Origin of the sequence: Lysinibacillus sp. GbtcB16 (assembly GCF_019091145.1) — a bacterium.
Classification (GTDB): domain Bacteria; phylum Bacillota; class Bacilli; order Bacillales_A; family Planococcaceae; genus Lysinibacillus; species Lysinibacillus fusiformis.
In genome coordinates, this window is sequence record NZ_JAGXJV010000525.1 from 1 (window position 1) to 263 (window position 263).

General features: G+C 40.7%; 1 pseudogene. It reads left to right on the forward strand.

Going from position 1 to position 263, the window contains the following annotated elements:
• Nucleotides 1–189 (forward strand): annotated as a pseudogene (locus KVT27_RS26900) (aquaporin); the annotation flags it as partial.
• Nucleotides 190–263 lie beyond the last annotated feature (74 nt).

Genomic DNA, 263 nt, shown 5'->3' on the forward strand with positions numbered 1-263 from the left:
TTAAATCCCTTTTTAGTTGGTATGTGAATTATTGTAATTGGGATTGATTTAGGGGGCCCAACAGGTTATTCCAAAAACCCAGCTCGAGATTTAGGTCTACGCAATGCGCACTTTCTTTTACCGATTGTAGGCAAAGGTGATTCTGGCTGGAGCTATGCAAGGGTACCAGTGGTAGGACCTATTATTTGAGGTACATTCGGAGCATTGTTTTTCCATCAAATATGTGAAAGAAAAAATAGGAATGGGAGTAGGAATGTTGCGGT